Annotated in this window: 5 protein-coding genes; 1 reads left to right on the top strand and 4 read right to left on the bottom strand. The window is 52.8% G+C overall.

The window, feature by feature from the left end; all coding sequences use genetic code 11:
- Nucleotides 1-81 precede the first annotated feature (81 nt).
- The 3 genes from H6F90_RS19085 to H6F90_RS19095 form a co-directional block, all read right to left on the bottom strand.
- The gene (locus H6F90_RS19085; RefSeq protein ID WP_190553855.1) at nucleotides 82-1,608 is read right to left on the bottom strand and encodes a site-2 protease family protein; all 1,527 of its coding nucleotides are present in this window, start codon (nucleotides 1,606-1,608) and stop codon (nucleotides 82-84) included.
- A gap of 176 nt (nucleotides 1,609-1,784) precedes the next feature.
- Nucleotides 1,785-2,762, bottom strand: a complete 978-nt coding sequence (murQ, locus tag H6F90_RS19090) for an N-acetylmuramic acid 6-phosphate etherase (protein ID WP_190553856.1) — start codon at nucleotides 2,760-2,762, stop codon at nucleotides 1,785-1,787.
- A 5-nt stretch (nucleotides 2,763-2,767) separates the two neighbouring features.
- On the bottom strand, nucleotides 2,768-3,148 hold the full coding sequence (locus H6F90_RS19095; protein WP_190432112.1) for a DUF3110 domain-containing protein: 381 nt from the start codon (nucleotides 3,146-3,148) through the stop codon (nucleotides 2,768-2,770).
- Between the two features lie 311 nt (nucleotides 3,149-3,459).
- Between H6F90_RS19095 and H6F90_RS19100 the strand changes: the two genes are divergently transcribed.
- Nucleotides 3,460-8,355, top strand: a complete 4,896-nt coding sequence (locus H6F90_RS19100; RefSeq protein ID WP_190553857.1) for a translocation/assembly module TamB — start codon at nucleotides 3,460-3,462, stop codon at nucleotides 8,353-8,355.
- Here the strand turns inward: H6F90_RS19100 and H6F90_RS19105 are convergent.
- A complete protein-coding gene (locus H6F90_RS19105; RefSeq protein WP_190553858.1) occupies nucleotides 8,352-9,266 on the bottom strand; it encodes a pentapeptide repeat-containing protein in 915 nt (304 codons plus the stop codon). The two genes, H6F90_RS19100 and H6F90_RS19105, sit on opposite strands and share 4 nt — an antisense overlap.
- Between the last annotated feature and the right edge of the window lie 283 nt (nucleotides 9,267-9,549).

Below are 9,549 nucleotides of genomic sequence, written 5' to 3' on the forward strand. Positions count from 1 at the left end.
TGTAGATGAAAGAATGAATTGAGGAGCACCCTATTCAAATTATGGATGATGGCCGCTAAAATAGCAGACTTTCTGGTGAAGTTAGCCACCAATTCCTAAGCGTCCTGCCAAGCTAGGGGTAAGGGGCAGGAGGGTGGCAATCATTAAGAACAGAGCCAGCAATCCTAAGCCAGCGCGGGCATCGTTGGGTTCGGAGAGTTCATTAAGACTAGGCCGCTCTAAATCTCGCTGTAAAAACAGAATGATGATCGCCCAATACAAGGCCAAGGCATTAGCAAAAGCCGCGATCGCCAAAAGAATTAAAGTCGCTACCGTGGTTCTGCCAGCCGTTTTGCGGCCATAAATGGCTTGCACGATCCGCCCACCATCCAATTGGCCAGCAGGCATGAGGTTCAACGCGCTCACCACTAAGCCCAACCAACCAATCACAGTCAGGGGATGCACATCGACCAGCGAGTTTTGCAAAGCAGACCCCAACACCACTTTCGCCAAGGTGCCGACCAGAATCGAACCTTTGAAGAAGTCCGCTGGCACCTGGAACAAACTGCCGGGATGAGACAAGACTAGCCCCATTACCAGCATCAGTAAGGAAATTAAGCCTCCTGCGGCTGGTCCCGCAAACGCCACATCAAAGAGCACGGTGCGGTTGGGCACAATCGACTCGAAGCGAGTCAAAGCTCCGAACGAACCCAGTTGAGAGGTTGGGAAGAAGAAAGGTGGACTGAGGCGCACTTGATGACGGCGGGCCAGAACTCGATGACCGATTTCGTGAGCTGCCAACACGGCCAAAATTCCGCCCCCAATCGGTAAAACTTCTCGGAACCGTTCTGGAGCACTGAAGAAATCGAAACCTAAGAGAATGCCGCCTGTTTCTAAGCAAGTTGCCACCGTCGCGATCGCCAGTGACAAAGCTAAGAGCTTCTGTGGCAGCGTGGTGGGCTTGGGGTCGTTGCGACTCGGTAGCACAATCACGACTGGCCTGCCATCCTGGTTTTCTACCAAAAACAAGCGATAGCGATCGCCCAATCGCTCTTCCAAGCTACCCGCCAGACGACTATAGGCAACCTCTACATCTCCTCGCAGGTTGCCCTTAAAAATGGCTCCATCTTGGTAAGGAATGGTTTCAGTAGCGAAGAAGGTATCAATCCCAAAAATGCCTTGAATGGCCTGCAAATCTGCGGCAGGAATGGGTATGCCTTCGCCTTCTCCAACAGAAGCAGTTGATTCAGTTCCGGATGACCCAAGTTCGCCTTCAGCTTCCTGATTGGAGGGTTCAGCATTCACTGCTTGCCGTGCCTTCAGCATGGCAGTCGCTCGTTCTTGCAACACTGTGTCTTGACTAGCCGATCGCAATTGATTGCCTAAGAAGACATAGAGAGCAGTGGACCCAACTACTAGGAACAGAATGCCGACTAAGTTGAGATAAATACCAGCGGCGAATAGCCCGAAAAACAGCAGCCAAGGCAGCATCAATACCACGGACTGTAGCCAAGCCAGAATCCCTAGCTTGCCAAAAGATTTAGCTCGGTAAAATCCCCAGCCCAAAATTCCTAGGGTAACTAGGACCATTAAAGTGATGGCAGAGGCTTCTGACGCAGCCGTAATCATGGTTATGGTGTGCTCCTGAAACAGAACCCGACAAAGTCAGGCAGTAGCTGATTTGCTGCTCCTGCTGCAACGAATAAGAGTCATCCTCGGTTGAGTTAAGAATGTTTCGCCAACGGAGCAGGTACGTATAAATACTACTGTAGCTGAGGCTGTACCCCCAATCACCCAAGGCCCAATCATCGGTTGGGAGATTGCGGATAGCTCAGCACGGCTTGGCGCAAGTTTCCTTGGTGTTGAGTTAAAAGGCGATCGCCTTCTTCTCGCGATAAACCCGTCCAATGCATCAACAGCGCTAGCTTCACCGAGCGACCGCTGCGCTCCAGCAACCAACCTGCTTCTTCGCGGTTGAGGTCGGTTAAATCTTGCAAAATCCGCAGGGCGCGATCGTGCAGCTTTTTGTTGGTGACGGAGACATCGATCATGCGGTTGCCGTACACCTTGCCCAGTTGCACCATCGCTCCAGTAGACAGGATATTGAGGGCTAGCTTGGTGACAGTACCAGACTTGAGGCGGGTAGAGCCTGCGAGTACTTCTGGCCCCACAATCAATCGAATATCAATGTCTGCTTTGACGGGAACCTGCTCCGCTGGCACGCAGGCGATAAAAATCGTCGTAGCTCCCCGTTGCCGTGCGGCTTGCAACGCTCCGTGAACGTAGGGGGTGGTGCCCCCGGCCGTAATGCCTACAACCACATCTAGTTCTGTGATGTGACGATGGGCGAGCGCCTCTGCCCCATCTTCAACGCGGTCTTCCAAGTCCTCGGAACTCCGCACCAATGCGCCCGCGCCCCCAGCAATAATGCCTTGGACTAACTCAGGTGGCGTACAAAAAGTGGGAGGACATTCGGCGGCATCCAAGACTCCCAAGCGACCACTGGTGCCTGCGCCGATGTAAAACAGCCGTCCCCCTTGTCGCAGTGACACAGCCGTCCGTTCGATCGCCTGAGCTAGTTCTTGCCGAGCTGCTGCGATCGCGGCAATGGTTTGGGCGTCTTCCCGGTTAAATAACTCAACCAACTCTAGAGCACTGAGTTGATCGAGATTCTGACTGTTAGGGTTCACTTGCTCCGTCAGCAAGTAGCCGCGCTCATCAGGAAAATGCTGGGGGAGCTGTTCGGCATTGACAGCGCTAGGGGAGTGAGGGTCTTGAGGCATGTTACTTATAGAAGTCCTTCCAAACGACGACGAATGCGGTCGATCTCCGAGTCTGGAGCTTCTGCTTCGGGTTCCGCCCCTTCTTCACGCCAATCGGTTTCTTCTACATTGGATTCTGGAGGCATTGCCAAGGTGTCTTCTGGAACCAAGTTGCAGTCGTAGTCAGCACCTTGGCAAAATTCTTCAATTTCTTCTAGTTCAAATACTTCCACCGATGGGGTTGGGAAGTCCTGAGCTTCCAACAACAAACCAAACCGAGTGGCATCATCTTCCGACTCAAACATCAGTACCACATTGCGTTCTCCCCGCTCCGGGTCTTGAATCTGAATCGTGTGAATTCCTTCGTTTTCAGTTCGGGCATTAAAAAGTAGAACGAACACACGCATGGGTTTTAGGCATCTTGTGACCACAGTTCTTTCCTATCTTAGAGGCGATCGCGACGAGTGCATGCGCTAAGCTCATTCTCAACTCCGATCCAGCGCCGCCTGAAACTTGCAACTCCAAATCGGAGTCAAGCTCTGGGTGGAATGCTATTGATTCACCCAAGGCTACTGAAACCGACTGAACCACCATCCAAAAATACTTCCAGAAGAATGTATTGGTTTTTGTAACCCAACGATGGTTTCAGCTTGGGAATTTGAGCATCGTGGGATAGATTCTTATTGGCGTTCCCCAGCTTGCTATTGTTGCAAATGCGATGACCCAGTCTTCTCCTCCGGGTAACGAACCCACCCCTCCTAGCCGACGCCTGTGGCTGCTCCTGTTGAGCCGTACCAGTGCTGTGGTTGGAGTTGTTTTGCTTGCTGGCATCACTGGCGGTGCTTGGTGGGCCTGGAATTTTGTGCGTAACGACCTCGCCCCACTGATTGAGAAGAACCTCAGTCAAACTTTAAGCCGCCCCGTAGAGCTGGGAGAGGTGGAGCGATTTGATCTCAATAGCATTCGCTTTGGGGCTTCTGCGGTGCCTGCGACACCCACTGATCCCGACCGACTAGCTGTGGCTGCGGTTGAGGTCGAGTTTAATCCGTTGCAGCTATTGTTTACCCGGACGCTGAAGCCCAGCATTACTTTAGTCAAGTCCACCATTTATGTAGAGCAAGCCAAAAGCGGTGAATGGATTTCCACGCGAGTTAAAGCTCAAGAACAGGCAGGGCTGATCAAAACGGACCTGGATGTGATTCGCTTTCGCGATGCGGGCATTGTGCTGATTCCCTATCCCGATCCTCGGAGCAAACGAGTGGCGATCGCGTTTAATCAAGTCAATGGTGCGGCCAACTTTTTTGACCAAAATCAACGAATTGCCTTTGAGGTCGGTGGTAAACCTTTGCGGGGAGGCAATCTACGGTTAAAGGGCGAATCCCAACTGAAAAGCCAGCAGACAAACTTACAAATTCGAGCCCAAGATCTCTTAGCGTCGGATGTAAGTCGGATTATTGACCTGCCGCTTGATTTCCAGGGGGGGCGCGTGGATGGCACGCTGGCTGTGCGATCTCACCCGGATGAACCTGTGAAGCTAGAGGGGCGCGCGGAACTAAAAACTGTTACGGCGCAAGTGAGGCAAGTCCCACAACCTTTCCGACAGGCCAAAGGCTTTGTGCGTTTCCAGGGGCAGCTTATTGGGCTGGAAAACATCAGCACGTTTTACGGCAAATTGCCGATCCAAGTGGCAGGAGTCCTCAACACCCAGTCCAACTACGATCTGCGGGGACGCTTGGCCCCAGTCAGTGTGGCTAATTTGCTCGACACCCTCAAGGTTGAAGAGTTACCCTTTGCCACCGCAGGCGAAGTGCGGGGAGCCTTTTTACTGCGGGGTCCGATCGCCAAGCCTGTCCTGGCAGGCACCGTCGTCACCACCAAAACCGCTCGGGTCGATAAAGTTGATTTCAGCCGCATCAGCACCAACTTTGCCCTCGTCACAGCAGAATCTAAAGTTATTTTCGATCACATTAAGGCGACCCCAGAGGTGGGTGGTACGGTCACAGGTAGCGGTGGTATCAAATTTGGCGAGGCAGGCGGTCTCGTTTTAGATTTCGCGGGCCAAAACTTGCCAGGAGACGCGATCGCTCAAACCTACGGCACTGAATTGCCCACCAGCATTGGCTTAGTCAGTGGTAGAGCCCAAATTTATGGGCCTTTGGGTGGCAATCTGCAAACAGTGGTACAGGCGCAAGCCCCCAATGCCGCAGGCGGTATCGTCAGCGCCAGAGCCCGGTTAGCCGAAGGTCGCTGGCAAGCCCTGGTCAAGGCGCAGCAAATTCAGCTCAGCCGGTTTGAGCAAGTCCCAGCCCAGTTTCGTGGTCAACTCAGTGGCGAAATTGCCTTGGCAGGCACCACTGATAATCCACAGACGAATGCGGTTCAAGCGGCAGGCAAAGCTTTCCTGAATGTCGTGGGGGGCACTGTTGCCCTGAGCAACATCAGTTTGAACCAAGGCCGCTGGCAAGCGTTGGCAGATTTATCCCAAATTCAATTGAAACGCCTTTCACCGGACTTACGTGGACAGCTGAGTGGCGCTTTACAGTTGGCAGGTACGACTGAAGCCTTTGACCTGAGTGCAATTCAAGCAGCGGGTCGGGTGCGGCTCTCGGAAGGGTTGGCGATCGTGCAGCAACCCCTGACTGCCTCGGTGCGTTGGACAGGACAAAACTTACTGGTGCAAGAAGCGACCGCTCCTAACTTGAGTGCCAATGGCATCGTCGCCGTGCGTACCGAAGGCAAGAATGCGCCAGAAGTCACCAACCTCAACTTAAATGTGCAAGCCCGTGACTACGCCCTCAACGCTCTCCCCTTTGCGGTGCCTAGCACTTTTCAACTGGCAGGCCGAGCCGATTTTACGGGCCGCTTAACTGGCACGCCCACGGCTCCCAATGTCGCAGGCAACTTGCGGCTGAATCAATTTGCCCTGAATGGCGTGCCCTTTGAACCAGTCCTAACTGGCAACCTCAAGGTAGCGACTGGACAGGGGTTAAATCTGGCGGTGGCAGGCGATCGCGATCGCATTGACTTGGCCCTCGACCCCAACAACCAACCCAGAGCGTTCTTGATCCAGCGAGATGAGGCGATCGCTCAGGGTAAGGCCCAAGGCGATCAATTGTTGGTGAATGTCCAGAGCTTCCCACTGGCCGCGTTGAATCTAGCTCCCGGTGCCCAGTTCGGTTTAGGGAATGTAGCTGGACTGCTCAGCGGCAACTTCGATGTGAACTTGAAGCAATCCTCCGTGGTAGGTGAAGTCGCGATCGCCCGACCCGCGATCGGCACCATTGTGGGTGATGAGTTTCGGGGCCGCTTCCGCTACGCCAATGGTATTGCTGCTTTGACAGGCGGCGAACTCCGCATCGGACAAAGCCAGTACCTCTTAGCAGGCAACTTCCTGCAAACGGTAGCAGGGCCGCAATTTAAGGGACAGGTAGATGTTGCGCAGGGGTCGCTGCAAGATATATTGGCGACGCTGCAATGGTTTGAGCTGCAAGACATCACCCGTGGTTTAGGAGCACCAACCTATGCCAGGGCAGCCGATGTGCAAACCGTGGCCGTGGGCGTACCAGAAACACCTCTACAAACCCAACTCCGCCGTTTCTCCGAAATCGAGACATTATTGAGTCAGCAAATAGCTCGCCGTGAGGCTGCATCTCCTCTGCCTGATTTAGCAGATCTTGAAGGCAACTTCACGGGTGGCATTCGCTTCGCAGGCTCTCCAGAAACTGGAATATCGCTCAATTTTGATATTCAAGGGCAAGACTGGCAGTGGGACGAGTACACCGCTGACCAAGTCGTGCTAAACGGCAGCTTTGAGAACGGCGTTCTGACTTTGTTACCATTGCGCTTCCAATCCGCAGATACCTTAGTTGCGTTCTCCGGGCAAATCGGTGGCAAAACTCAGTCAGGCCAATTGCAAATCGAGAACTTATCTTTAGAAACGCTCGATCGCTTTGTCACTTTACCCGTTGATATCAGCGGTAAGTTGAATGCTACAGCCACATTGGCAGGCAGTTTGGTCAATCCGCAAGCCGTGGGAGAACTCAGCTTGGTCGATGGCACGCTGAATGATACGGCAGTGCAAACCGCTAGAGGCAGTTTTAACTACAACAATGCTCGCCTGAACTTTGGCAGTACTGTAATTGTCAATGGCCCAGAACCGTTAACCGTGGCTGGCAGTTTTCCGGCGGCACTTCCTTTCAGTGCGCCCCCCGCCAGCAACGAGATTAGTTTAGATGTGGATGTTAAAAATGAGGGTTTGGCGCTCTTAAATGTGCTCACGCCTCAGGCCGCTTGGGTGGATGGTCAAGGCCAAGTCAACCTTCAAGTCCGAGGGACTTTAGAGCAGCCGATCGCCAATGGTATCGCTACTTTCCAAGATGCCACCTTTGAGGCTCAAGCCCTGCCCGAACGCTTGACCAACGTCAATGGCACCATTCGCTTTGATCGCGATCGCATCCTTGTAGAAGGTATCCAAGGCCAATTTAGCCAGGGGCAAGTCAACGCTCAAGGCATTCTGCCGATCTTTACCAGCTTCCGCCCAGGCAACCCAGATGCTGCCACTCCCCTGACGGTTAACCTCGACAAAATTTCGCTTAACCTCAAAGGGCTATACCGGGGCGGCGTAGAAGGACAGGTAATGGTGACTGGCACCGCTCTAGAACCAAGGATTGGCGGTGAAATCAAACTTGCGAATGGCCAAGTTCAACTGCCTGACACTAGTAGCGCTCCTGCAACGGCGACGAATGCCAGCACCAGCGATAGCCAATCCGGTGCTACGGCTACTACGCCTCGATTCAACGATTTGCGACTCACGCTAGGGGATGGCCTGCAAATCGTCCGTCAGCCGATCTTAAACTTCCTTGCTGCCGGCGATATTACCCTCAATGGCACCTTAGACAACCTGCGGCCTAGTGGCACCATTCGCCTCCGTACAGGCCAAGTCAATCTATTCACCACTCGCTTCACCTTAGCGCGGGGTTATCCTCAAACCGCAGTATTTACTCCCGAACGGGGCTTAGACCCAATTTTAGATATCCAGTTAATTACCTCTGTGCCCGAAGTCACCCGCAGCCGCACAGTTTCTACCTTGTCTCCCTCGGAAGTAGAAGATGTCCCCGCTACGAGTTTGGGGGCACTGCAAACAGTGCGCATCGAAGCTACAGCGACGGGGCCTGCAAGTCAACTGTTCGACAACTTAGAACTGAAGAGTAGTCCCTCCCGGAGCCGCAATGAAATCGTTGGGCTATTGGGGGGTGGCTTCATCAATACACTCGGACGCGGCGATAGCACTCTGGGACTAGCTAACTTGGCAGGTTCAGCCTTACTGACCAACATTCAAGGGGCGATCGGTAATGCTTTAGGCCTGAGCGAATTTCGTCTATTCCCCACAATTGTCACTTCTGAAGAATCGCGTTCCTCAACTCTGGGCTTGGCAGCAGAGGCGAGTGTTGACATCACGCAAAACGTTTCTGCCTCTGTCCTGCGGGTGCTAACGGCAGATCAGCCAACTCAGTTTGGCTTGCGCTATCGCCTGAATGAAGAATTTCTGTTGCGCGGTTCGACAGACCTTTCGGGAGACAGCCGAGCTGTGCTGGAGTATGAAACTCGCTTCTAACTTTCCTCACAGTTCAAAGTTTCTTGAGTTTGTTTTTGACTCCAAGCGGTATGCCCACTTGCCACCAAGCAGAGGTAACGGCGCGTCATTTCGGGCAGGGTGACACCACTAAATTCTGCCCCTTCAATCTTGACGCCTAGAACGCTAGCATCGCTCAAATCAGCTTGGCTTAGATCTGCTCGGCTCAGATTGCTCCAATCTAGTTCGGCCCGACCGAGGTAGGCTCGATTTAGATTTGCTCCACTCAAGTCGGCTCCGATTAAATTAACGCCCCGAAGCTTGGCTTCAGTAAAATTTGCGGTGGACAAATTGGCCTCCTGCAAATCAGCTCCACTCAACTTGGCCTCACTCAAGTTCACCCCACTGAGGTCTACGCCTCTGAGATCAACGCCGTTGAGGAAAGCTCCTGCCAAGTTCACCCCGTTGAGGAAAGCCCCTTGCAGCACAGCCCCACTCAATCTCGCTCCTTTGAGATTGGCCCAGTTGAGGTTGGCTCCTTTAAGATGAGCATTCCGTAGATTCACACTTTGTAGGGTGGTGCCGCAGAGATTAGCTCGTTGTAAGTTGGCGTTCCGCAGATTGGCATTGCTCAGATTAGCTGCGCTGAGTTTGGCTTTTGCTAAATCGGCTTTGACGAGGAAAGCTCCGTTCAAATTTGCCTTTGTTAAGTCGGAATCGACTAAACAACTTTCACTCAGTTTGGCAAAGCTTAAATTGGCCCAATTAAGAAAGACACCATTGAGATTTGCTTTGGTTAAAAAGGCGCGACTTAAGTTGGCCCCGGTTAGATTGGCACCTTCTAGGTTGATGTCAATCAAGGTTGCTCCACTTAGGTCAGCTCCTCTGAGGTCAACGCCAGCGAAGTCTCGGCTTCCCATTTCGTAGCATTTGAGCAAGTAACTAACGTCCATGTCTTGATGCCTCTAGTTGCGGCTAGCTTAGGGGGTGGGCAACGTCGATCTACGGGGCTGACCCAGATTGAAGCTTGGGCTTGTGTTCTTAACTTGCCCAAGCGCTTTTCGGTTCTTGACGCACGAGCTGTTACGTTGTTTAACGGCTTTGAAAACTTTAGAAACACTATCAGGACTTACGCAGAGACAGACATAAACTAGAGGCATGAGCTTCACCAAACTGGATTACTGCCAGTACTTACTAAGCAGTCCGATTAACTACACGATGACGAACTTGGCTGAC

It is taken from the genome of Trichocoleus sp. FACHB-591 (genome assembly GCF_014695845.1).
Classification (GTDB): domain Bacteria; phylum Cyanobacteriota; class Cyanobacteriia; order FACHB-46; family FACHB-46; genus Trichocoleus.

What these genes read in the sequence shown, in the direction of transcription:
- murQ (WP_190553856.1), bottom strand. Translation starts at nt 2,762, where the DNA reads ATGCCTCAAGACCCTCACTCCCCTAGCGCTGTCAATGCCGAACAGCTC.
- H6F90_RS19085 (WP_190553855.1), bottom strand. Translation starts at nt 1,608, where the DNA reads ATGATTACGGCTGCGTCAGAAGCCTCTGCCATCACTTTAATGGTCCTA.
- H6F90_RS19095 (WP_190432112.1), bottom strand. Translation starts at nt 3,148, where the DNA reads ATGCGTGTGTTCGTTCTACTTTTTAATGCCCGAACTGAAAACGAAGGA.
- H6F90_RS19100 (WP_190553857.1), top strand. Translation starts at nt 3,460, where the DNA reads ATGACCCAGTCTTCTCCTCCGGGTAACGAACCCACCCCTCCTAGCCGA.
- H6F90_RS19105 (WP_190553858.1), bottom strand. Translation starts at nt 9,266, where the DNA reads ATGGACGTTAGTTACTTGCTCAAATGCTACGAAATGGGAAGCCGAGAC.